Genomic DNA, 23,547 nt, shown 5'->3' on the forward strand with positions numbered 1-23,547 from the left:
TGTGAGTGATCCGTTAGCGCTTTACGGCCGGGAATTTAACAGCCGCCTGCTGGTGGGTACCGCACTGTATCCATCGCCGGCAATCATGCGGGAGTCGGTGCGCGCTTCTGCATCAGAAATCATCACATTGTCACTGCGCCGGCAAAACCCGGCGCAGCAGCGCGACAATGTATTCTGGGATTATGTGCGTGAAACCGGTTGCCAGTTACTGCCGAATACGGCTGGCTGCAAATCGCCGCGCGAGGCGGTGGAGCTGGCGAAGATGTCGCGGGAGATTTTCCATACAGAGTGGCTCAAACTGGAAGTGATCGGCGATGACTACAACCTGCAACCGGACCCCTTTGGCCTGGTCGAAGCGGCGCGCGAACTGGTCAATCTGGGTTTTAAAGTACTGCCCTATTGCACCGATGACCTGGTGCTGTGCCGAAAGTTGCTGGATGTCGGCTGCGAAGTACTGATGCCCTGGGGAGCGCCAATCGGCACGGGCCAGGGGCTTTTGAATAAATACAATCTGCACATGCTGCGCGAGCGCCTGCCCGGTGTGCCATTGATCATCGACGCTGGCATCGGTGCCCCGTCGCAGGCAGCCGAAGCGTTGGAAGCGGGTTTCGATGCGGTGCTGTTGAATACCGCCATTGCCAGGGCCCGGGACCCGGTGGGGATGGCCGGGGCATTTAAACTCGCCATAGAATCGGGGCGCGCGGCGTTCAATGCCGGGCTGATGCTCAAGCGCCAGACCGCCAGCCCGAGTACCCCCACACTGGATATGCCTTTCTGGCAGCAGGGCGAACCTCTGCCGCAAGGATAACCTATTGATGCGAGAGGAAGCCTTGACGAACAAACCGATTGTCTGGAGTGTCGCCGGCAGCGACTCGGGCGGCGGCGCCGGTATACAGGCAGACCTGCTGACATTTGCCGATCTGGGCTGTCACGGTTGCACAGCCATCACTGCCAACACCGCACAAAATACCTGTGCAGTTGCCTCGATTAACGCCGTGCCCGTAGAGGTGCTGAAAGCCCAGTTGCAAGCCCTGCAGGTGGATTTGTTTCCGGCGGCAATCAAGGTAGGTTTGCTGGCCAACGCCCGGCAGGTATTAGCGGTTGCAGAATGCTTGCGTGCCCTCAAGCAGGTAAGGCCGATCCCGGTCATTTACGACCCGGTTGCGGTGGCGAGCAGCGGTGCCGGCCTGACCGAAGAGCCTATCGCGGCACAAGTGCTCGAACACCTGCTGCCACTGTGCGACCTGATTACCCCCAACCGCTACGAACTGGAGTGGTTAAGCCAAAGCGCCCTTGCCGATGCTGCAGCCCTCAATGGCGCCGCGCGGCAATTGCGGTCAAAGGGTTGCGGCGCGGTATTGGTCACCGGTGGGCATACGCAACTGCGCCCTGGGGAAATCGCCGATTTACTCTGGGACGGTGAAAAAACCGACTGGTTTATTGGCAGGGCAGTACCGGGCAACAACACCCATGGCACTGGCTGTACGCTCTCCTCGGCCATTGCCGCCTGCCGAGCGCTGGGCTATCCACTGCGGGACGCCTGCGTGCTGGGAAAAGCCTATGTGCAGCGGGGCCTGCGCCTCGCTGAAAGCGACCGAATCGGCGCGGGCGCGGGGCCGGTGGGGCACTGTGGCTGGCCCCTGGAGCTGCGGGATTTTCCCGAGGTGCTGCTGCCTGGGGAAGACCGTGCCAAAGCGTATGCATTAGATTGCGATGCCGCTGCGCAAACATTTGTGCAGGGTTTTGCCATGCCCGACAGTACCCGACTGGGGCTCTATCCGGTGGTGGATTCTGTGGATTGGGTGCAGCGGCTCGCAGAGCAGGGTGTGCGTACCCTGCAACTGCGGATCAAACATCCCGGCAGCGATCTGCGCGCGCAGGTGGCGCGTGCCGTGGAGATTGGCAAATGCCATCAACTGCGGCTGTTTATCAACGACTACTGGCAGTTGGCGATTGAATGCGGCGCTTACGGGGTTCACCTCGGGCAGGAAGATCTGAAAACAGCTGACCTGGCGGCGATCCGGGCGGCGGGTCTGAAGCTTGGAATCAGCACCCATGGCTTTTACGAACTGTTGCTGGCCTACCGATATCGCCCAAGCTACCTGGCGCTCGGCGCTATCTATGCCACCGGTACCAAAGACATGTCCGGACAACTGCAGGGGCCGCAAAAGCTCGCCCGTATGGCGGCACTTCTGCCGAATTACCCACTGGTAGCGATCGGCGGTATCAACCTGCAGCGTGTTGCCGAGGTTGCCGCCAGCGGTGTGGGCAGTATTGCCGTGGTCAGTGCCATCACCAAGGCGGAAGATTATGTACAGGCGGTAGCAGAGCTGCGCACCGCTTTAGAGGGCGGGGTCCCTGCGGCGTCCGCGACGGGGTTGCCATGCTGAGTGCCAGGGAATTACAGCGTTACAGCCGTCAGATCCTGTTGCCCCAGGTCGGGGAAGAAGGACAGCGAAAGCTGGCTGCCGCGCGCTTGATGGTGATTGGCCTCGGTGGCCTCGGCAGTCCGGCGGCCCTGTATCTCGCTGCCGCCGGTATTGGCACATTACATCTGGTGGACGGCGACTGTATTGATCTTTCCAACCTTCAGCGGCAGGTGGTCTATAAAACCAATCACCTGGGCAAATCCAAAGCGCAGGTAGCCGCCCAGCAACTCACCGCGGCCAATCCGGCAATACAAATTCACCCCCACAACCGGATGGCAGATGCGTCCTGGCTGCTGCAACAGGCAGGTCAGGTGGATTTGATCCTCGACTGTACCGATAACCTGGAAATCCGCCATGTGATCAACCGCAGTTGCCGGGCAGCCCGATGCCCTGTGGTGATGGCCTCGGTACAGGGATTTTCCGGGCAACTGATCAGCTTTGATTTTTCCAGAAACCGGCATCCCTGCTATGCCTGTCTGTTTCCGCCACAAAAGCGCAGCGCAGTGCAGAACTGCGCCAGCGCAGGTGTGATCGGTCCGGCGCTGGGAATGGTTGGCAGTATGCAGGCGCTGGAGGCGATGAAATGGTTGCTGGGGCTGCCCGTACCCAGCCTCAATCAACTGCACTTGGTGGAAGCTGAAACCCTGGGGCTGCAATCCCTGCAACTGCAAAGGCAGGAAAACTGCCCCATCTGTGGCAATGATTAACCCGGCTTGCGAATTGGTTGCAGAGCAGAGGTAAACCGTATTGCAAAGCGTCGGTGTATGAAGGGGGCTTTGCCCTGGTATCCCGGTGACATAAGTTTGGGCATTAAAGTATTTCTTGTCCTTGCTGTCATGATATTCTTTCTGGCAGAGGGTTTGCCAGTACACCAGCGGATCCCTACGGCAACCTCCACCTCTTTATTCGGACATATTTCATGCCTGTGTCTGATACCTGATTCAATGGGCGTGTGATTTTTTGAATACACTAGGGGTTTTGAGACAAGCCAACTCCATCTGCACAAGAGGCGCGTAGTTATGAAGAAAATCGATATTGGAATCGACGAAAAGGACCGGGAAAAGATTGCCGCTGGTCTCAAGCACCTGCTGGCCGATAGTTACACACTGTATCTTCAGACCCATAATTTCCACTGGAATGTCACAGGGCCTCTGTTTCGGGAGTTACACCTGATGTTCGAGGAGCAGTACACCGAACTGGCTGATGCCGTCGATGATATTGCCGAGCGCATCCGCACCCTGGGGGTTGCCGCTCCCGGCACTTACCAGGCATTTGCCCAGTTGAGTTCCATTGAGGAAATTGTGGAAATTCCTGCTGCGGAGGATATGGTGAAAATCCTGACCAAAGGCCACGAACGGGTGATTAAAACCTGTCGTGATGTGCTCAAGTCTGCCCAGAAGGGGGATGATGAATCCACCATCGCGCTGGTGTCGGACCGCATGCGGGTGCATGAGAAAACGGCCTGGATGCTGCGGGCGACCAGCAGCAAGTGATCTCCCTGCCTGTGCCGCTGTGACAATCAGCCACTGACCAACTGCAAAAAGGCTTGCGCCGGTGCCGAGAGGCTGCCGCGGCCCTTCAGGAGGACGCCCACATCCTGGGAGACCATGGGTGCCGACAGGGTGTGGCAATGCAAGCCGTATTCCTGCATCTGGGCCGCACATAGGCGCGGTACGGCACTGACGCCCAGCCCCGCGCGGACCAGTTGCCCGATGGTGCTGAGCTGATTGGCCTCACAAATATAGCGGGCGGCCTGGCCACAGCGCGTAAAGGCTTCCTCTGTCCAGCGACGCACAGCCGATCCCCGGTTCATTGCGATAAACGGATGCGCGGCCAGGTCGCGCCACTGCAAAGCGCTCTTCCCGGCCAATGGATGTACCGCTGGCGTTACGGCGATAAACCGGTCGCGCTCGAAAGGGATGAACACCATACCGCCCAAATCGTCCGGGCGAAAACAGATCCCCAGTTCAGCGCGACCCTCTTGCACTGACTGCACCACCCGTTCCATCACCACATCCTCCAGAACAATATCGATGCGCGGATGCTCCCGGTGGAATTTCGCCAGTAGTGTTGGCAGCCGGTTCAGGGCAAAAGCCGGAATCACCGCCAGCTGTAGCTGTCCGCGCTGGAGGCGAAAACGCTGCTGTATGGCATCCAGAGACTGGTCCCAACTGTGCAGCAACTGCTCGGCACGGGAGAGAAATTCCCGTCCCTCGGGTGTCAGGACCAGCTGGCGGCCATCGCGGCTGAACAGGGGACCACCGGCGGTAGCTTCCAGATTGCGAATAGCCACAGACAGGGCCGGCTGGGAGAGGTGCAACTGCGCGCTGGCCTCAGCCAGGCTGCGGCTGCGCGCCACGGCCGTAAAGGCGCGCAGTTGCTTGATGGTTGCGCTCACGGGGACTCCAGACCACCCCGAGCAACCTCGAGGGGACTTTAATATTTTTTAATAAACCATTATAAGATTAAAATAGTTTAAATCTGCCGGGCAAGGCATGATGGCTGCTTTCGCGCTGAGCGAAACGCGAACAAACGCTGAGAATTGTGAATGCATAAGGTCTGCTGAGATGAAGGACACCGCACAACCCCTTTGGCAACCGAGCCCCGAGGCCATTGCCGCCACCCAGATGGAAGCGTTTCGCCGCTGGGTCAATGAAAGACACCAGCTGAAACTGAGTGATTACAGTGCGCTCTACCGGTGGTCGGTGGAGGCGCGCGAGACTTTCTGGAGCGACCTGTGGGATTTCACCGGGGTGCTCGCCAGCGCGCGCGGGGATGCGGTGCTCGGGTCCGACGGCATGCCGGGAGCCCGGTGGTTTCCCGGTGCCCGGCTCAACTTTGCCGAGAACCTGCTGCGCTTTCGCGATGACAAGCCGGCCCTGGTTGAGCGCCTTGAAAACGGCGGCCGCCGCCAGCTCAGCTATGCAGAGCTATACCGGCGGGTAGAGCGCCTCGCCGCCGCTCTGGCTGGTCAGGGTGTGGTGCAGGGGGATCGTGTGGCAGGCTTTATGCCCAATGTCATCGATACCGTGGTGGCGATGCTGGCCACCACCAGTCTCGGTGCCATCTGGACCTCCTGCTCCCCGGATTTCGGTATCCATGGGGTATTTGACCGCTTCGGGCAGGTGGAGCCAAAAGTGCTGTTTGCCTGCGAGGGGTATTTCTACAATGGCAAGGTGATTGACTCCCTGCCGAGGTTGCGGGAAATTGTTGCCCGTATCGATTCCATCGAAAAACTGGTGGTGGTACCCGTCGCCCGCACTCAAGAGCAGACGGCCGGGGTGCTGGCTGCGCGGCCCGTGGATAAGGCCGTGCTACTTCAGGAGTTTGAAACTGCGGCGCCCGAGTCCAAGCTCGCCTTTGTGCAGACCGGCTTCGATCACCCCCTGTATATCATGTACTCCTCCGGTACCACCGGTGTCCCCAAGTGTATTGTGCATGGTGCCGGCGGCACCCTGTTACAGCACCTGAAAGAGCACCGTCTGCACTGCGATCTGCGGCGCGAGGACACGCTGTTCTACTTCACCACCTGCGGCTGGATGATGTGGAACTGGCTGGTGAGTGGCCTCGCCTCCGGTGCGACCCTGGTGCTGTTTGACGGTTCGCCGTTTTACCTGGGGGCAAAGTGCCTGTGGGATATGGCGGATGAAGAGGGCATCAGCGTATTCGGCACCAGTGCCAAATATATTGCCGCGCTGGAGAAGAGTGGCTGTAAACCGCGGGAGAGCCACAGGCTGGAAAAGCTTCGCGCACTGCTGTCCACCGGTTCCCCCCTGGCCCACGAGGGCTTTCGCTATGTGTATCGGGAGATCAAGGGAGACCTTTGTTTGTCTTCCATTTCTGGTGGCACCGACATCATTTCCTGCTTTGCCCTTGGCAACCCGTCCCTGCCGGTCTTCGCGGGCGAGCTGCAGTGCCGCGGCCTGGGCATGGCGGTGGAAGTCTGGAACGACAAGGGTAAAGCGGTGACCGCTGAAAAGGGCGAGCTGGTGTGTGCCAGGTCCTTCCCCTGTATGCCGATTGGTTTTTGGAATGATGCCGAAGGGGTAAAATACCGCAGCGCCTACTTCGAGCACTGGCCCGGCGTCTGGGCCCATGGAGACTACGCGGAGATCACAGAACACGGTGGTGTGATTATTTATGGGCGCTCTGATGCGGTGCTCAATCCCGGTGGTGTGCGCATTGGTACTGCAGAGATCTATCGCCAGGTGGAAAAAGTGGAAGAGGTGCTCGACAGTATCTGCATTGGCCAGCAGTGGCACGACGATGTGCGCGTGGTACTGTTTGTGGTGCTGCGCAATGGTGTGCAATTGGATGAGGCGCTGATACAGAAAATCCGCACTACCATTCGCGCCAACACCACGCCCCGCCATGTACCGGCCAAGGTGGTTCAGGTGGCGGATATTCCCCGCACCATCAGCGGAAAAATTGTTGAATTGGCAGTGCGCAATGTGGTGCACGGCCAGGCAGTGAAGAATAGGGAGGCACTGGCCAACCCCGAGGCGCTGGAGTTATTCGTGCAGTTGCCGGCGCTGGCGGAAGATTGAAGCTTTGCGGGGACAGGGGCGGTTGAGCGGGCGCCATTTTGTTTGCACCGGTTCTGCGCTACCCTTGCCCAAGGGTTATACACAATAGTTACGGAAAAAGAACAGACATGGTTACCTATCTCTACTGGGCGGCGGTTATCGCCCTGGTTATTCTCCCTCTTTATCTGGGCAGCCGTATGGGCAGCCTGAAAATAGGCGCTATCGTGGCCGCGGTGTTCTTTCTGGCTGGATGGCTGGCCTATTATTTCCACTACGAGCAGGTGTTTGTGAAACGCTTTGGCGGCGTTATGCGAATCTCTGTGCCGGAGGGGTATCGGCATATTGGGGCTACCTGGAAAGAGGACAACCTATGGATCGAAAACTACGATCCCAACACCAATCAATGTATTTTCACTGAGTACTCCAGAGGAAATATTCTCGAGGGGCGGGTGATTATTCAGGACTGCAATCCGTTGCTTGGCGGCCCTAGTACTACCCAGCCATAAACCCGTCTGGAAATCACTGTATCCGGCGGATAAAGAGCGCTTCCTACCTGTTTGCCGCCGGCTGGCGGCGGCATTGATTCCCGCTGCCAGTTTATTACCCTCTATTTCCCCTACCGGATTCCTCTAGCGGAGAGAAATCGGAAGTGGCGGGACGGATACCCCGCGCTTTGCGGAGTCACCGCTGTAGAGAACGGATCACTATTTTGCGAATTCTCTTTGTCTCTTTGCTCGTCGGTTGTGTATTGCTGCCCTCGCAGGGGACGGTTGCCAATCCGTTTTTCAACCAGTTGCCGGGATTTGCCCTGCGTGTGCAGGGGGACTCCACCCTGCAGGGTAGCTTGCGTCAGGCACTGGAAGCGTTGCGGGAAAACAGCAGTACCTTGCAGAGTTATGAGGACCCCCGCGATATTGCCCGCTACGAGCGCGGCAATCTCGAAAAGCTGCTGCGCTCCAGGGGTTATTATGACGCCACTGTGCGTGAGTCTGTGGCAAATGGGGGGATTGTCTATCGGGTCACACCGGGCCCCCAGTATCGTATCAAAAGTGTGGATGTCGAAATGCCTCCGGGTTTGCGCTCAGGCTTGAGGGGGCTCCCCATTGCCGTTGGAGACCCGCTTCTGGCCAGTGGGGTGTTAGAGGGGGTTCAGGCGGTTACCCGGTATATCAATGAAAACGCCTGTCTTCTGAATGTGGATGTCAGTTATCAGGCCACCATACTGCACCGGGAAGCCGCTGCGGGGCTGGTATATCGCGTTGCCCCAAGTCCGGAAGTCAGGGTGGGTGCAGTGCATATATTGGGGGCGGTTTCCATTGCGGAGGATTACCTGCGGGATCAATTGAGTATTCTTCCCGGCGACTGTTTTAATCGCAGTCAGCTCGATGCGGCGCAACTGCGCCTGTTGCGCACCAAATTGATTGCCAATGTCACCAGTGTGGTGTCGGAGCCCCACAATGGACTGGTGAATATCACTTTTATTGTGCAAGAGCGCAATCACCGCACCATAACTCTGGGGGTGGGCTACACCTCTGATGAGGGCACGGGGATATCCGCCAGTTGGGAACATCGCAATGTATTTCACCGCGGGGAAAAATTCGAGATAGAGAGCAAAATCAATCGGGTGAAACAGTCACTGAAAGGTAAATTGACTCTGCCGCGCTTTCTCCGGGACCGACAGCGCTTGACTGCAAGTCTCGCTCTGACCGGTGAAGATGTAGACTCCTATCACGCCAGGGCGGTTACACTGGGCGCTAAGGTATCGCGCAAGCTCAGTAAGCACCGCACCGTGAGTGCCGGGGCGGAGCTGAAATTCAGCCGCGTGGATGAGCAAGCGGGTCTCACCCTTGAAGAGGAGGGGCAGGATGAGAATTACCGTTTGCTGGCATTCCCTTTGGGATACAAGCTGAACACCACCGATAAACCCCTGGATGCACGCCGTGGTGCCATTACCGCTTTGGAGATAAAACCCTACCTGGATTTGAATAATAACAGCAGTGCCTTTTTGAAAAATATCCTGCAGGTCGCCGCTTATAAAACGGTGAATGCGGCGCGCTATCAGCCGACTCTGGCAGTGCGGCTTAAAATGGGGGCTATTGTCGGCGCCTCCAATTTGGAATTGCCCGCCGATGAGCGTTTCTATGCCGGCGGCGGTGGCTCGGTTCGCGGCTACGGTTATCAGGAACTGGGACCGAGAATTGTTGAGATTGGGGCCGATGGACGCGAAACGCTGTCCGATCCCATCGGTGGTCGGGGGCTCAGTGAGCTCTCACTCGAAGGGCGCTTTCACTTTAGTGAAACCTGGGGCGGGGTAGTGTTCCTCGATGGAGGCAATGCCTACGAGAACCCGAGCCCGAATTTTTCCAACCTGTTTTGGGGTGTGGGTTTTGGTGTGCGTTATATTACTTCTTTCGCGCCCATTCGCTTTGACTTGGCATTTCCCCTGGACCGTCGCGATGGTGTGAATGACAGCTACCAGGTGTATATCAGCTTGGGGCAGGCATTTTGATGCCACAGTTACGCGCGACCGTTGTTGGATTCGCCCGTGGCTTGTGGGCATTACTGCGCGGACTGCAGCATGCGCTTGGTACCAGGGGTGTTCAGGTGGCGGGCTTGTGCCTCTTGATCCTGTTGCCATTGGGATATCTCCTGGGCACGGAGCACGGTAGGGTCAGCTTGACCCGCGGTGCTTTTTACGGTGCGGAGCAGGTGATTGCGGGTCTCCGTATCGAGGCCGAAGGGATGCGCAGTGAAAGCCTGGGGGCCTGGTTTGTCGATCGCCTCAGGATAGAGTTCAAACGCAAGACCCTCGCCGAGGCGCACCAGTTGGAATTAAAGCTACAGCGCTTTTCCCGTGACCCGATTGACATTGAGCGCATCGCTGCCAAAAACCTTCTGATCAATCTCGATGTACTGACTGAATTACTCAAACTGACCCAGACCGGGCAGGACACTGTTCAGACTGCGGGGTTGGAGCGTGATCCCGATAAGGTTGAGGCCTGGGGCTCTCTGCTGCCGGGCGTGCGTCTGGGGCAATTACAGTGTGGGCGGCTGCAGCTGATACACAGCAAAATACCTGAAATTCCCGCAGTTTCCGTGTACGCCAGCGCCCTGTACCAATGGGAAGGCCAGCCCGCGCAGTTACAGTTGGTCGTGCGAGCAGTCAACGACGGTAAGTTGCAATTGATTGCGAAGGGACGGGAGCAGCCGTCGGGCCGGTTTGTGCTGGATGTCTCCGTCCATGAAAATGCGCGGGGATTTGTCAGCCGCCGGTTACACCTGCCCGAACAGCAGCAGCTCAATGCCAGCGGTGTAGTTTCCCTGCGCAGGCGCGACGAGCGGTTACAGATTGATGTCGAGTCCTTCACCACCCCTTTCTCCCGGCACAAACTGGGCTTAACCGGCAGTCTGGCAATCAGCCGCTCGCCCTGGCGAATGAGCACCGAGGGTATCCTGTTATACGTTGACAGCAGGCGCAACAGCCTTACCGGCAGCTTCAGCACCGAAAATATTTCTGCGCACCTGCACCTCAACCGTTTGCCGGTCACGCTCTCGCGCCCCTGGCAGGACGTGTTGCACAGCGGCTGGTTGAGTGCCGATCTCAAACTGACCGGCGCAGGGATGCAGCCCGATGTCACCGGCCAACTGCAATTGCGCAGCCGCTATCGGGAACAGCCTTTGGGCCTGACTGGCCGGGTGAGTACCCGGCGGGGCACTATCCAGTTGGAATCAGTGCAGCTGAGCTTTGCAGGCGTCCGCATGGTGACAACAGGACAGGTTGATACCACAAGCAAAACCCTGAACCTGACCGCTGTCGTACCGGAGCTGGCTGTGGAGGAAATGCGTCGATTGATGGCTGCATTGCCCTATACGGACAGGGTGGAAATACCGGCGGGATTATCCGCCAGCCTGCACCAGTTGCAGGTCACGGCGCAGGGGCCCTGGCAAAACCCCGACCTGGAGGGGGTTTTGAGGGTTGCCGCTGTATACCGCAATCTACACAGTGAACTGAATATCGGGGTGCATGGCAATCGGCGGGAACTGATCATCAGGGATCTCGCTTTGGTGGGGAACAAACTGAATATCCACGGCGGCGGCACGATCGGGATTGACGCTAAAGCGCTGAATGTGCAACTCGAAATTGACCTGCGCGCCCTCGACCCCGGGCAAGACCTCGGCTTGGGTATGGCCGAGGATATGACCGTCAGCATGCAAGGGGCAGTCGCGGTACAGGGCCCCTGGTCCAACCCGCACGTCAGTGCCAGTCTGGAGTCCGGGGGTCGAATCCACGCGTATGACTACACCCTGAAAGGCGATGCCACCGGTAATCTGGAAAAGATTGACCTCAAAGGGTTCCGCCTTGAGATGTTCGCCAATAACACAGTGCATCGTTTCGACCAGGGGCAGTCCCCCGGCGCACAGATGCCCGCCACAATACCGGGTTTGCAGAAGGGTTTCAGGCAGCCTGCCCAGAGCCAGAACCCATTGATGTCTTTGGTCGAGGAGGCACAGCGCCTGGAGCGGGAGGGAATGGCCCTGCTGGAAGCCGAAGGGGTCATCGAACCCATGCAGGGTCGCATCGACGTCAACCTCAGTGCGCGCAACCTGCCAATTTCTCTGGTAGGTGTTGTGGGCCTGACCCTGCCCGATACCCTCAAAGGCGCATTGAGCCTGGATGGTGAAATTCAGGGGGCTCTGTCTTATCCGCAAGTGCGGGGCACTGTTTTCGCCCAGGGGGACTATAGCCGGGAGCCCTGGCAATTGCAGGGCCAGCTGGACTACGCCGATAACCGCTGGATTCTGAATGGTTTGGAATTGTTGTGGGCGGGTCGCAACCAGCTCTCCGCCCATGGCAGCCTGAATAAGCAGCGACTGGATTTTCAGCTACAGGGCAGGGCAGCGCTTGCCGACCTCTCGCCGAGGATATCGGTGGATATGCCCGAACGCGGTGATATCAGCTTGTTTGCCGCTATTAACGGCAGCCCGCAGAATCCACAGTTGCAGGGGGAGTTGCGTATCAGCGGGGAGGCGCCAGGACGAGCGCAGGGGCGCATACGGGCACAGCCATTCACACTGTTGCTGGAGTGGGGTACTCAAGAGGGCGCATTGTCGATAAACCTGACTGGGGAGCACGGCGGTCGCCAGGCGATTGACAGCAGGGCGAAACTGGAGATTACGCCCATTTTTGCCCACCTGTTCTCCAATAACCCGGTGGAGAGCGCCCCGGATGCGATGCCTTTGCTATTGACTGGTGGGGGCACTGCAAATTTGTCTGTGGTGGGGGAGTTTATCGATCCAAGGGTGCACAATGTACGCGGTCTTGTGCATTTTACCGTGGATAGCAAGGGGACTTTTGCGCATCCCAACCTGACCGGGGCGATAGAAATGCGTGCTGGCAGTTACGAACATCGCCCGACCCATACCCGCATTGCCAATATCGATTTTTATGTCCGCCTGCTTCCGGGGCAGTGGCGTATTGAACGCGGCAGTGCCACTGATGGTGACGGGGGGACAATCCATCTCGACGGTGCGGTGCTATTGCCTGTGGGGGCGCCGCCAGAGTTCAATCTGGTTTTGCACTTGGCGCGTGCCCATCTGCTCAATACTCCGGCAGTGCGCGGTGCTATATCTGGCAATGTGGCTCTGTCAGGTACGACGGAGGATGCGGCGATGCGAGGCCGCCTTGTTCTGCGCCCCCTGTCGCTACAGATAGAGCAGTGGATCGGCAGCAGTATACCGGAAATTCGGGTGGTGGAGATTCAGGCGGGCGGAGCCCGGGTGACGCCTTCGGTGTCGCTATTGCGCAGGATCGGCCTGGGCATCGAGGTGGTGCTGGATCAGCAATCCTATGTGCGCGGCCTCGGGCTCAATTCACAGCTGCGCGGTCTGGTGGATATCCACGGCACTGCCGCCAGGCCAGCGGCGTCGGGAGCGTTGACCATAGTGCGCGGCAGTTTTGATTTGCTCGGTAAGAAATTTGACTTGCAGGAAGGGGAAATCCGCTTCGAAAATAATGCAGTGGCTGTCTCAGTGGCGGGGGTGTATGAGTACAGCGATGGGGAAATTACCGCGCAGATTTCCGGTAGTGCCACAGACCTGGATATCACCTTCAGTTCCAATCCAGCAGCTTCTCAGGACGAGATACTGGCACAATTACTCTTTGGCAAATCCCTGTCGAATATTTCGCCGCTACAGGCCGTCCGTCTGGTGAGTGTTGTGCGAAGCTTACAGACCGGGCGCACCGTGTTGGACCCGGTGGCCAAAACCCGCGAACTGCTGCGACTCGATACGCTCGATATTGAGCAGGAAGACAGCGACGAGGGGGATGTGTACGCCCTGAGCCTGGGCAAATATATCACCAACCGGATATATGTGGAGCTGCAACGCAGTACCGACCCCCTCAGCCCCTGGCAGGCGGAGATGCAAATCGAATTACGGGAGAATCTCAACCTGCAATTCCAAACCGCGGATGAAGGTGACAGTGGCTCTGGCAGTGTGGAGTTACACTGGAAAAAGGAGTATTAAATCTGCAAGCCGCTTTGAGGGGGGGTAAAAGAAGGGTACATTCCTGGATATCAACTGGCTAAACAGGGGTAGGTTTCCCACTCATCAGGGTTGCAGGGTCCAACCGGTAAAAATGACTCAGCTCCCCATACAATTGTGGGTGCAGTTTCTGCATCGCCACGGGAATGGTGAAGAAGGTCTCTGTGGCCACCGCGAAGAATTCCGCGGGTGACTGGGCGCCGTAGAGATCGAGCACTGAGGGCGCTTCGTCAGCCAGATTGCCGAATTGGGCCCGCCGGCGCAGACGGGTAAATTCCCTGTTCATCACCCCGGCCCAGTTGGCCCCCTCACCGGCCCGTTCGAACAAGGGGCGGCCATCGAAGTGGCCATCCTCCTCATCCACTTTATGCGCGAACTCGTGCAGGGCCACATTGTGTCCCCTGTCGGGATACTGCAAATTCTCCTCCAGGTCACCCCAGGACAATACCACGGGACCGCGGTAATGGGCCTCTCCCGCCCGCACACTGTGTTTGGCGGTTTCGATATAACCCTCGCGTTTTGTTTCCCGTGCGACATAGGTATTCGGATAGAGAAGTAGAGTGTAGAGACTGGGATAGCATTCATTTTTGCGCCCCAACAGCAACAGGCAGGCGTGGGCGGCAATGGTCACTTTCATTCTCTCATTGATCTGCAATCCTTCACAGCCGACAAATGTCTTGTCGTGTAGAAACAGGGCGATATTTCCCCGCAATTCCCCCTGCTGTTGCGGGTTCAGGTAAGGGTAAAGAGGCAGTGTTTGCCCAAGCAGCTGCAGCTGCTTGTCACTCAGTGGTTTGGCGCGACGGTAGTTCAGGCGCCAGCGATTGTAGAAGAAAGGGACTAACCAAGCGGCCAGAGCCAGAAGAATGATGGCGAGGAAAACGGTCATACAGGCACTCTTGCCGTTATTTGGGCTGGCACGGATCATGTCGGGCATGACCCTTTACAATAAAAGGCGCTGCCGGTTTTAACAAAGAGGTCCAGGCCGGTAGCAAATCAGATCTGACTCCGAGGATTGATTTTAATTATCCTGCTATTAAGCACAAGCTTGGTGTATTGAATCCGGCGGGCTAGTACAAAATACCGTCTAATGGTGTATGGCCTTTCCCCGAGGCAGCCCCCCATGATTCATTACCTTAACGAGGTGTTGAAATTCGATTTCTACCCTACTTTTCCCCGGCAACCTCTCAGGCCGAAATCAACGAAAATTCGTTGTATTATCTGCCATTAACGGCTTGGTTAGTCATGGTGTTCCTGAAAGAAGCCGTCTTGTGATGCTAAAACGCTGGGAGACCATAGATGGCTTCAATGGGGGAGCTATAAAATGGTGTATTTGGTGGGGTCTTAAACTGGTGTTATGACTTTGGGTGGATTACAGATAAAGTAGCGGTTGGTCCTGAGAAGGCAATTTTGATCGCAGACACCGGGATAAAATCTAAAGGCCAGGTTGCCTGCTCCAGGCAATTTGAAATCTGTCTCTGTGAACAACCGCCTTGCCACCAGGTCGGAAGGAAAGCATGCCCCTCTCCCTGTCTTAGTGGTAGGTCCTGGTTTCTATGCAGCCCTTGTTTACTGAAAGCAGTCTTTTAGCGCAAAAGTAAGATTTATCCCAGAAGGAGATTATTTAAATGATTTACCAATAAGTAAAAATACGTTATATGACTGGCTGATAAGTTATTTCTTGAGTAATTGGTCTGACAATTATTTCATTTATTGGTATGTATTATAAACTGTCTGTTGTTTGTATTTTTGGATCTTAGAGCGCTTTTTGCGACACCTTATAACAATGGAAATAATTTATTTGTGATCTGGTTATAAAAAATCAAGTTTTCTTATTGTGTTTGCCTTCTAAGGTCTTATATTTTGCGGACCTCTCAGGCTGATTGTTTGCAATGCCCAATTGGGTGAATTTATCGGTTTTTTCAATCTGTTCACCTTTCGTGCTGGGCTGTCGATGCAAATAGACGAGCCTTCCTGTATTTCATGGCCTCCACTGGTTTTAGCTTGCAGCGATTGGTTTGTAAGTTTGTCTGTATGGTTTCGCTATTGATTGTCGTTACAGCCTGCCAGGAAATTGATGCTGTCCAATGAAAAAGGGCGGCAATATAAGGAAATTTCGGTTTAGGAAAAAACTACCCATGATAACTTTCAATAAAAATATCTCCTATCGCAGTCTATGGATTTTGGGGTCGCTACTTATTTCATTGTTCTCATTTTCTGCATCTGCTGATACTGTTGCAAAGGACAAGTCGACGGAGGGCATATTGCGCCATTGCGGTACCGAGCATCCCAGTGAGGAAGAGGCTGAATTACAGGAGCAATACTTCAACAGTTTGCGCCAGAAGTTCGTCCCTGACGGAGGTTATTCCCAACAGCTTATTCCGGCGACTGTAAATGTGTATTTTCATGTCATTACAGATAGTGCAGGGAATGGGGCGCTCACTCAAGCTGAAATCAACAATCAGATGAATGTGCTGAATTCAGGATTTTCTGCTACGGCATTTTCCTTCAACCTGGTATCCACTACCACAACTGCAAATAATAGTTGGTTTAATGTCACTCCAGGTTCCGGTGCTGAATCTTCGATGAAATCTTCCCTGCGCGTTGGGGGTGCGGCGGATTTGAATGTTTATGTGGCCAATATCGGCAGAGGCCTTTTGGGCTGGGCAACCTTCCCAAGCAGTTATCCATCCAACCCGGTTAACGATGGTGTGGTTATACTCACGGGATCTTTACCCGGTGGTAGTGCATCGCCGTATAACGAAGGCGACACACTGGTACACGAGGTCGGTCACTGGCTCGGTCTTTACCATACATTCCAGGGCGGCTGCAATAATCCCGGTGATTTCGTCTCGGATACACCGGCGGAAGCCTCTCCCGCATTCGGTTGCCCGGTGGGCCGCGATTCCTGCCCTGGATCGGCAGGCGTGGATCCGATATTCAATTTCATGGATTATACAGATGACTCCTGTATGTTCCAGTTCACAGCAGGGCAGAATACTCGTGCGAGCCAGCAGAGCAGTTTTTATCGCGGCCTGTAAAGCGCTGTTCAATGTGTGCTTTTGAAATAGTCTCTGGATTTAATAAAAAGGAATAAAAACCAGCACAGGGAAGTGCTTTTTTACTCAAAATGTAAAATGTTTCAGTATTCTGGATCTTTATATGAGTCGATATAAAAAATAGGTGTTGAGAATACAAAGTTGCTTGCAATTTGCACCAGTCGCTAAGGCAAGTGACAAGCCTGTGTCAATCATTTTGCGGGTAGAGAAGCAGTGAATAAAAGCAGCAGGTGGGAGTATAGTGCGGTAGGTCGGAGACTCTAACGTATTCTCTTCCCATAGGTAGGTGTTGGGCTCTCGGTGGGAGCAGGGGTCACCTGGCGCCAGAGTGACCGGGCCAGTTCCGCGGGATTCTGTTTGCAGCCATCGGCTATCCACTGGGCGATGGCTTCCGCTACATTGGGCCACTGAATACGCTGCGGCGTGGGGAGGGCGTGGAGCCAGGCATTGATACTGTCGGCATCAATACGTTTGACAACTTTCGCCAGTTGCAACTGGTCCAGAGCTTTGGCATTGGCCTCCTGTTCGAATTGATAGGCGAGGGGGCGGCTCAGTATGGGCTTACCCAGGGCCAGGGTTTCCGCAAGCAGTTCGAATCCGCTATTGCAAATCACCGCCTTGGCATTGGCCAGATCCCGCTGAAAGCCTACCGTCGAAGGCGTTTTCAGCCGGATATTGTCTGCCGCGGCCAGCCCGTCCGCTATCCCGTAGACAATAAACTGGCGGTCAATCCTGGACAGCGCCTCAAGCATCGGGATCGGATCTTCGAAGGGCAGGTAAACCAGAATATGCCCGCCAGCATCCGCATCCGGTTCTCGCTGGGGCGGGACGATGGGCGGCAGTATTGGGTTGCCAAAATGGTGCCAGTGCAAGCCAAGACTTTTTTTAGTGGGGGCAAAAGACCGCAGTATGGTGTGGAATAGCCAGTTGAATCTCGGCATTGGTATCGAGTGGAGAAAGGCGTACTGATGGCCGATACCGACACTGGGCATTTTACGGATTTTGGCGGCCCAGGCGGTAATGGGTTCATAATCGCTGATAATGACATCAAAGCCAGTCACCGGTAACTCGGTAATTTCCTTCCCAAAGTGCAGTGGGCGCAATTGCCTCAGGGTTGCGAGGCTCTTTAGCTTGCCGTTGCGGTGTACAAAGGTCATACCTCTACGCCACCAGAAATCCCCGAACGGTTCCATTCCAAATAGGTTTTCCCGCGGTCGACCGGAGAAGAGCCACTGTATTTGTATCTGCGGATACTTTTCTAACGCCTTGGCCAGGGTGCGGGAACGGGCAATGTGTCCGTTACCTGTAGCCTGGACCCCATAGAGTATTTTCATAACAGGGCAGAAACCGTGATAAGTGCAACACTAGTGCCGAGCATGGCACCGGCACACACATCTGAAGGGTAATGCACACCCAGGCTCACCCGGGCAGCGCCCACGCCCAGGGCCCAAATATACCCCAAACCCCATGCAGGGCTGATTCCCTGGCACATAAATGTGATAAAGAGAAAAGCGGCGGAAGTATGCCCAGAGGGCAGGCTGAATCGATCAAAAGCCACAATGGTTGTGTGCATGCCTGGAATTGCCTGGGCCGGGCGTAGCCGCCGTGTGGTATTTTTAATGGCCCAATATAGGGAGCGCTCCAGAGTCACTGCGGCGCACGCTGCGATAAACACCGAAATGGCAGTATTCAAGACGATGTAACTTCCCACTACCGATACGGATAGCCAACCATCTCCAGACCTGGATAGCCAGAGAAAGTGTCTGTGCGAGTGAGGGCGAGACGCCCGCTCCATCATGTACAGCACCAGTGACACATCAAGACTCTTTAGATTCATCGATAAGCCGCGCATGCCGCAAACTTAAGTATGATTTGTTACACGGAGTTGACCGATTGATGTCAGAACAGTGAAACCTTGGAAAGTGAAAAATAATGACGTCAACCTGCAGGTGTTTCAGGCCGTGGGGTTAAAAGGCAGAAGAAGATAGGAATGGCAGATGCCAGAGGAAAAAATCCCGCCTGCCATATCCAGGGAAAAGTGGGTTTGGATTAACTGCTGGTGATTTCCAGGGCGCTGGAGCCTGGTAATTTTTCCACCAGCTCGGCACCACAGAGTGCCGAGGGCGTGAAATAGCCACCATCGCCGGAATAATCGAGCAGAAATTCCATAATCGCCAGTGCGCCGGAAACGGTGACGTCATAGCCATTGGCAGTAACCAGACGACCTACCTTGCGCTCGCCGCGGCGATCATTACGCACTTCTCCCCAGATCCAGGTTTTGTGCTTTGCGCGATAGGTCTCATTGGGTCCCCGCAGGGATTTACTGACTTTTGCTTTGAGCCAGTTTTGCACCCGGTTGTTGCGCAGTAGCCAGCGGAATGCGTTGAGGTACTGTAATTTTCTTGCCCGCCCTGGAGGCATAGGAATATAGACCTCTATGTTGCCAATGCCGGTAGAGTAGAAGGCTGTGGCGATATCTCCCCAGGGGATGGCAACGGCGGATTGAGTGCCCCGTCCAAAATCGATCCGACGAGTCACTTGTCCGTGCCGGGTTACCTGGATCTTTCCATTGCGTCGCACCGCACTGCCAATACCCAGGCCCTCTATGGCTGTTTTTGCCGTACCTGGGCTGAAACTCGAATCCGAATCGAATCCCAGAACCAGATGTGTAGCCGAGGGTATGGCTGTGTGCAGAGCTGCGGCGAGACAGTCTGTGGGGATCACGTCAAAACCGGTACCTGGGCACAGGACTATTCCAGCCGTGCGGGCATTGTCCCCAAGGCTGTACGCGGTCTCGAAGACAGTGATTTCGCCGGTAATATCCTGGTAATGGGTGTGTGCGTTAATACAGGCACGCATCATCGGTTCGGCAGTGGCGGAGAAAGGGCCCGCGCAATGAATCACCAGGTCTATGCTTTGCAGGCTGTGTTCAAGGGTTTCCTTCGCATCGAGCGGGATGACCATGGCGGACAGATTGAGTTCGTCGGCCAAAAGCTGCAGCTTGTGTGCATTGCGTCCGGCCAGGATTGGGTGGTGGCCCCGCGCTACGGCCTCGCGGGCGATAAGCTCGCCCGTATAGCCGTAAGCGCCGTAGATCATAATATTTTTATTGTTCACAGAGCGCCCCTGTTGTGTACAGTCTTTCACGGATACCAGAGTGGGTAAACTGAAAAGCTCTATTCACCCCAAGCCCGTCGTTCTTCCCCGATTGGTCTGATTGCCGGGCGCATCATTCTTTTAAGGCTGAGTTGAGTTGTTGCCGGAGATAGCAGGGTATATTGGTCCGTGTCTGGGTGCAATTATTGCGTTCAGGGGGGACGCTGCAGACCGAATCAGCGGGATTCTATCGCCAAAAGAGGGCATGTTGATACAGCGCGCGTTTTCCGTGATATGACCACTCAGCTCAGGTGATGTGGAGACAATTGCAGCTGTTCAATACGGCGGCCGTGTAGAACCGCCACACCAGAGTAGCGATGTTGCCCCGTGGAGGTAAATTCAAATTCATAGTGGCGCTGCAGGGCTATCTGGCCGCGTCTGTCACGTTTCAGGCGGGTTCGCACCAGCATCACGGTGTCATCCAGCAGCTGTACCCCCAACTGCCGACAGTGCGTGGCAGCCGCCCGACGTACCTGTTCCTTCGCCGCCATACTTGTCCAGACATAGAAGGCGCCTGCAATGAGCAGGAGGAGCCAGAAGATATCACTTGGTGCGTAATACATTGCTTTACAGTTGCTATGATCGCTTTGTCCAAGAATAACATTGAAGGAGTTGAAATGTCCGGCACCATACTGATTACCGGAAGCAACCGCGGCATCGGCCTTGAGGTGTGCACCCAATTCGCCAGGGATGGCTGGCGGGTGTTCGCCTGCTGCCGGGATCTGGACAGTGCCGCTGCACTCAAGTCCCTGCAGGATGCCCACCCGCGGGTAGAGCTGATCCAGCTCGATGTGACCGATCAGGCACAAATGCTTTCCCTGGGCGAGGCGCTCAAGGGTGAACCTATCGATATCCTGCTCAACAATGCCGGTTATTACGGTCCCAAGGGTGTGCGCTTTGGTAAAGTGGATCGCAGTGAGTGGCGCCGGGTGCTGGAGTCCAATACCATCGCGCCCTACATGATGTCGGAGACCTTCTGTGACAATGTGGCGGCAAGCGGCCATAAGGTCATTGCCATGATGAGCAGCAAGGTGGGCAGTATTGCCGATAACCGCTCCGGAGGTGGCTATATCTATCGCACCTCCAAAACCGCGCTCAATCAGGTAGTCAAGAGCCTGTCGATCGACTTGCGCGAGCGGGGTATCACGGTCATAGCGCTGCACCCAGGCTGGGTGAAAACAGCAATGGGCGGGCCCGGGGCATTGATCGCCACCGAGCAAAGTGTCGGCGGGCTAAAGAAAATTCTGCTGGAAGCAGATATCACTTACAGCGGCCGCTTTTACGATTACGATGGCTGCGAGATTCCCTGGTGATGGTCGCCACTGAAATCCCTGTGAAAGTAAGCTGGGTTCAGGGGTGGGTTCAAACCGAACTGGGGCCAGTTACAGTGCCCCTTTTGCCCGGCAACGAATGAGTTTGCTAGCAGACACCAACTGAATGATACTGGCGCAGACAGAGGGAGTGCGATGAAAGAAACATTCTGGTTGGATAAGTGGGAGAAGAACGACATTGGTTTCCATGAGCAATCGGGAAATTCCCTGCTCGCGGAATTCTTTCCCGAACTTTCATTGTCCAGTGGAAACCGTGTGTTTCTTCCCCTTTGTGGTAAGACCCAGGATATCGGCTGGCTGAAATCCAAAGGGCTTAACATAGTTGGATCCGAACTGAGTGAGGTGGCCGTGAAGCAGCTCTTTCAAGAGCTGGGGGTGACATCACAAACCGAACGGTTGCATCGGCTTAAGCGCTACCACGGGGATAACACGACTATTTTTGTCGGCGATATATTTGATCTCAATGCAGAGTTACTGGGAACCGTGGATGCCATATACGACCGCGCGGCATTGGTAGCCCTGCCTGCGGATATGCGCAAGGCGTATACCGGGCACTTGATGGACATAACCGGTACTGCCCTGCAGTTGTTGATTTCCTTTGAGTATGAGCAGTCACTGCTTTCCGGGCCGCCTTTCTCTGTTAGCGCAAGGAAAGTCTTTGATTGCTATGATGCAACCTACCATGTGAGGATGCTTCGCCGGCGTGAGGTACCTGGGGGATTGAAAGGGCGGGTACCAGCACAGGAAGTGGCGTGGCTGTTGACCCGGAGATAGAGTCATAGGATTTCACCCTCCCCCAGAGGGCCGCGTCGATTCTTCCCCCTTTTTTACCCTGAGACACCACAGCCTGCCTGATGTAGAAGCGCGGTTACGTCCAGGTTGCTTAGGGTGCCCAATTACTTCTTGTCCCGCGACTTCCCGGTTGACAGGATACATACATGGGGCAGCGGCTCTTTGCCGGCAATCAGCCCCTCCTTTTTCTGCTTGGGCCACCGCTTGATTGCCCTTTCCAGCTTTAGTGCTGTTGGTTTGTCCGGGGTTTCGGTCTGGTATTCCAAAGTGAGCGGTCTCTTGCCGCGCAGGGCCTTGGCAGCCCTGGCGCCACCGCTACAGTGTTCGGCAAAGCGGCGCTGGGGGTCTGTGGTGATTCCCGTATAGAGTGTGCCGCTGCCCGTGCGGATCAGATAGACAAACCAACAACCCATCCAATAGCCCACCTGCTCAAAGTCTATCTATAGTGCATACCATCTGCTGCCGCTAGAATAACGCGCGCTGCTCACCGGGTTGGGGTGGGGGCCGGAATCGACTGCAGTCTAACGACAGGCTGCGGTCATTCAAGCCCAGCTTTTTGGTGGCAACATGAAAGCGTCGGCGCAATAACTGCGCAAACACCCCGGTACCGGTACGGCGTTGGGAAAAATCGCTTTGATAGTCTTGCCCCCCGCGGCTTTGCCGTATCAGGCTCATAACGTGTCTGGCCTTTTGCGGGTAGTGTACCGCGATCCACTCGCGGAACAATGGCGCCACCTCATAAGGTAACCGCAAAAGAATGTAGGCGGCGTGCTCGGCGCCGGCATCGCGGGCAGCGGTGAGGATAGCCTCCAGCTCACAATCATTGAGTGCCGGGATCATCGGCGCCGCGAGTACTGTGGTGGGTATCCCGGCGCTGCTCAGTTGCTCGATGATACGCAACCGGGCAGACGGGCCCGCCGTGCGGGGTTCCAGCGTTCTCTTCAAGGCATTGTCCAGTGTGGTGACACTAATTGCGACCTGGACCAGCTTGTCCTGGGCCATCTCTGCAAGAATCGGTAAATCGCGCAGGATCAGCTGCCCCTTGGTAACAATGGTTGCCGGATGTTGGAACTGCTGCATTACCTGGATTAATGCCTGGGTGATGCATTTTTCTTTTTCAAGCGGCTGGTAGGGGTCGGTGTTTGTGCCCAGTGCTATGGGGCTGCACTGGTAATTCCGCCTGCGCAGCGCCTGCTCCAGCAGGGCCGCGGCGTTCGGTTTGAAGAATATCCTGCTCTCGAAGTCAAGGCCGGGTGAGAGATCCATGTAGGCATGGGCGGGGCGGGCATAGCAATAGATACATCCGTGTTCACACCCTCTGTAAGGATTGATTGACTGGGTAAAGGGGATATCGGGCGATTGATTGGTGGCAATGATCGATCTGGCCTTTTCCTCGACAGCTTCGGTGAGCAGGCGCTCCAGCGGTTCGGCTACTACCGCCCAGTCGTCACTCTCGCGGGTGCTTGAATGATGGGTAAAACGCCCGGTGATATTACTGGCAGCACCACGCCCCTTGTGGTGGCGCGGTGGGTTGGCGTTGTTGTTATCGGACATATACGCAACCTTAACTGTATGCATGTACAGTCTATGGTGATGCCCGTATTGTGCGCAAGCTATTCTTTGGGGAGCTACATTAGGGGCTGTTCCCGTTTGGATGTAGCCTATTGATTTGTAAGAGCAAGCTCGCATTGTTGAGGTTCTAACACAACGA

The 23,547-nt window shown here is 55.8% G+C and carries 19 protein-coding genes; 11 read left to right on the plus strand and 8 right to left on the minus strand.

What is annotated here, in order from left to right; translation table 11 throughout:
* The first annotated feature begins 1 nt into the window (after position 1).
* The 4 genes from Q1A48_RS15715 to Q1A48_RS15730 all read left to right on the plus strand — a co-directional run bounded on the left by Q1A48_RS15715 (position 2) and on the right by Q1A48_RS15730 (position 3,922).
* A complete protein-coding gene (locus tag Q1A48_RS15715; RefSeq protein WP_299946743.1) occupies positions 2-808 on the plus strand; it encodes a thiazole synthase in 807 nt (268 codons plus the stop codon).
* Positions 809-815: 7 nt separating this feature from the next.
* A complete protein-coding gene (thiE, locus tag Q1A48_RS15720) occupies positions 816-2,390 on the plus strand; it encodes a thiamine phosphate synthase (RefSeq protein ID WP_299946746.1) in 1,575 nt (524 codons plus the stop codon).
* The gene (locus Q1A48_RS15725; protein WP_299946749.1) at positions 2,384-3,136 is read left to right on the plus strand and encodes a HesA/MoeB/ThiF family protein; all 753 of its coding nucleotides are present in this window, start codon (positions 2,384-2,386) and stop codon (positions 3,134-3,136) included. Before thiE ends, Q1A48_RS15725 begins: the two co-directional genes overlap by 7 nt.
* Positions 3,137-3,448: 312 nt before the next feature.
* Positions 3,449-3,922: a Dps family protein gene (locus Q1A48_RS15730; RefSeq protein WP_299946752.1), complete on the plus strand. Its 474-nt coding sequence runs from the start codon at positions 3,449-3,451 to the stop codon at positions 3,920-3,922.
* 26 nt (positions 3,923-3,948) lie between these two features.
* On the opposite strand, the gene Q1A48_RS15735 is transcribed toward Q1A48_RS15730, so the two are convergent.
* Positions 3,949-4,827 (minus strand): LysR family transcriptional regulator, encoded by an 879-nt coding sequence (locus tag Q1A48_RS15735; protein ID WP_299946755.1) that lies wholly within the window; start codon positions 4,825-4,827, stop codon positions 3,949-3,951.
* Between the two features lie 169 nt (positions 4,828-4,996).
* On the opposite strand from Q1A48_RS15735, the gene Q1A48_RS15740 reads away from it, so the two are divergent.
* From Q1A48_RS15740 to Q1A48_RS15755, 4 genes are all read left to right on the plus strand, one after another.
* Positions 4,997-6,976 carry an acetoacetate--CoA ligase gene (locus Q1A48_RS15740; RefSeq protein WP_299946757.1) on the plus strand — a complete coding sequence of 660 codons (1,980 nt, stop codon included), beginning with the start codon at positions 4,997-4,999 and terminating at the stop codon, positions 6,974-6,976.
* A 107-nt stretch (positions 6,977-7,083) separates the two neighbouring features.
* On the plus strand, positions 7,084-7,461 hold the full coding sequence (locus tag Q1A48_RS15745) for a hypothetical protein (RefSeq protein WP_299946760.1): 378 nt from the start codon (positions 7,084-7,086) through the stop codon (positions 7,459-7,461).
* A gap of 203 nt (positions 7,462-7,664) precedes the next feature.
* The gene (locus Q1A48_RS15750; RefSeq protein ID WP_299946763.1) at positions 7,665-9,464 is read left to right on the plus strand and encodes a BamA/TamA family outer membrane protein; all 1,800 of its coding nucleotides are present in this window, start codon (positions 7,665-7,667) and stop codon (positions 9,462-9,464) included.
* A complete protein-coding gene (locus tag Q1A48_RS15755; RefSeq protein ID WP_299946766.1) occupies positions 9,464-13,480 on the plus strand; it encodes a translocation/assembly module TamB in 4,017 nt (1,338 codons plus the stop codon). Before Q1A48_RS15750 ends, Q1A48_RS15755 begins: the two co-directional genes overlap by 1 nt.
* A gap of 58 nt (positions 13,481-13,538) precedes the next feature.
* Here Q1A48_RS15755 and Q1A48_RS15760 read toward each other — a convergent pair whose 3' ends face one another.
* Complete coding sequence (locus Q1A48_RS15760) at positions 13,539-14,435, minus strand: M90 family metallopeptidase (RefSeq protein WP_299946769.1); 897 nt, start codon at positions 14,433-14,435, stop codon at positions 13,539-13,541.
* 1,201 nt (positions 14,436-15,636) lie between these two features.
* On the opposite strand from Q1A48_RS15760, the gene Q1A48_RS15765 reads away from it, so the two are divergent.
* Complete coding sequence (locus Q1A48_RS15765) at positions 15,637-16,539, plus strand: zinc metalloprotease (protein ID WP_299946772.1); 903 nt, start codon at positions 15,637-15,639, stop codon at positions 16,537-16,539.
* A gap of 278 nt (positions 16,540-16,817) precedes the next feature.
* Here the strand turns inward: Q1A48_RS15765 and Q1A48_RS15770 are convergent, their stop codons facing one another.
* The 4 genes from Q1A48_RS15770 to Q1A48_RS15785 all read right to left on the minus strand — a co-directional run bounded on the left by Q1A48_RS15770 (position 16,818) and on the right by Q1A48_RS15785 (position 20,276).
* Positions 16,818-17,891 (minus strand): MJ1255/VC2487 family glycosyltransferase, encoded by a 1,074-nt coding sequence (locus Q1A48_RS15770; RefSeq protein WP_299946775.1) that lies wholly within the window; start codon positions 17,889-17,891, stop codon positions 16,818-16,820.
* Positions 17,888-18,250 (minus strand): phosphatase PAP2 family protein, encoded by a 363-nt coding sequence (locus Q1A48_RS15775; RefSeq protein WP_299946778.1) that lies wholly within the window; start codon positions 18,248-18,250, stop codon positions 17,888-17,890. The genes Q1A48_RS15770 and Q1A48_RS15775 overlap by 4 nt, the downstream gene beginning before the upstream one ends.
* A gap of 356 nt (positions 18,251-18,606) precedes the next feature.
* Entirely contained in the window at positions 18,607-19,674 is a 1,068-nt protein-coding gene (locus Q1A48_RS15780; protein WP_299946781.1) for a saccharopine dehydrogenase NADP-binding domain-containing protein, read from the minus strand.
* Positions 19,675-19,955: 281 nt separating this feature from the next.
* Positions 19,956-20,276 (minus strand): DUF3301 domain-containing protein, encoded by a 321-nt coding sequence (locus Q1A48_RS15785; protein WP_299946784.1) that lies wholly within the window; start codon positions 20,274-20,276, stop codon positions 19,956-19,958.
* Between the two features lie 54 nt (positions 20,277-20,330).
* Between Q1A48_RS15785 and Q1A48_RS15790 the strand changes: the two genes are divergently transcribed.
* The gene (locus Q1A48_RS15790) at positions 20,331-21,026 is read left to right on the plus strand and encodes an SDR family oxidoreductase (RefSeq protein ID WP_299946787.1); all 696 of its coding nucleotides are present in this window, start codon (positions 20,331-20,333) and stop codon (positions 21,024-21,026) included.
* A 153-nt stretch (positions 21,027-21,179) separates the two neighbouring features.
* On the plus strand, positions 21,180-21,818 hold the full coding sequence (gene tmpT / locus Q1A48_RS15795; protein ID WP_299946790.1) for a thiopurine S-methyltransferase: 639 nt from the start codon (positions 21,180-21,182) through the stop codon (positions 21,816-21,818).
* A 122-nt stretch (positions 21,819-21,940) separates the two neighbouring features.
* On the opposite strand, the gene Q1A48_RS15800 is transcribed toward tmpT, so the two are convergent.
* A complete protein-coding gene (locus Q1A48_RS15800; RefSeq protein WP_299946793.1) occupies positions 21,941-22,249 on the minus strand; it encodes a GIY-YIG nuclease family protein in 309 nt (102 codons plus the stop codon).
* 52 nt (positions 22,250-22,301) lie between these two features.
* Complete coding sequence (locus Q1A48_RS15805) at positions 22,302-23,390, minus strand: PA0069 family radical SAM protein (protein ID WP_299946796.1); 1,089 nt, start codon at positions 23,388-23,390, stop codon at positions 22,302-22,304.
* Positions 23,391-23,547: the final 157 nt, after the last annotated feature.

The organism is uncultured Microbulbifer sp. (assembly GCF_947489355.1).
GTDB lineage: Bacteria > Pseudomonadota > Gammaproteobacteria > Pseudomonadales > Cellvibrionaceae > Microbulbifer.